General features: G+C 54.9%; 1 pseudogene. It reads right to left on the bottom strand.

What is annotated here, in order from left to right:
* Positions 1–440 precede the first annotated feature (440 nt).
* Positions 441–601, bottom strand: a pseudogene (locus E1B25_RS22025) (IS5/IS1182 family transposase); the annotation flags it as partial.

The following is a 601-nucleotide window of genomic DNA, read 5'->3' as shown; positions in this document are numbered from 1 at the left end:
GTCGGTATTGTTCTTCATGGCGTGATCTCCTTGGCGGTTGCTGCCGCCGGTTGGGTGGGTTTGAGTTCACCCGGAGATTACGCCACCTTCAAATTTCCACCACCTTCGCGACACGACCGGCACCAGCTGCCTGCTGCATAGAATTTGCCCGCGTCTGGCAACCCAAAGCACATCTTCCAATGGAAATCTACGATCAGGTTAAAGACCGTGGTTTCGTTCAGAGATTAAGGATCGAGTAACAGTAGCCAAAAGATCGACTTCTCTGATGTTAGGGGGAGATCACACATAAAGTGCGTCCAGGTTCAATGTCTGTTTTTACAGGATGGCAGTGAGTTCTTCGCAGGTGCAGCGAAGGTCGGCTCTCCGCCGATTCCGTGGAAAAACACCCGTTCGCGGGCGCAGAATTCCGTCACCTAATTTGGGCGCGAGCGCCTTTCCTGTCAGACTTTTCGCGGTTGCTGCGGTGCGGGAAGGATCTTCGCCAGTTTGCGGAGGTTCTGGGCGGTGGCGGCGAGGAGGAATTCGTCATTCGCCCCGCATGGACCACGTAATCGGAGCCTGTTCAGGCCAAGGATCCGTTTCAGATGGGCGAAGAGCATCT

Source organism: Antarcticimicrobium sediminis (genome assembly GCF_004348975.1).
Taxonomy (GTDB): domain Bacteria; phylum Pseudomonadota; class Alphaproteobacteria; order Rhodobacterales; family Rhodobacteraceae; genus Antarcticimicrobium; species Antarcticimicrobium sediminis.
This window is presented reverse-complemented; position numbering and strand designations above follow the sequence as displayed.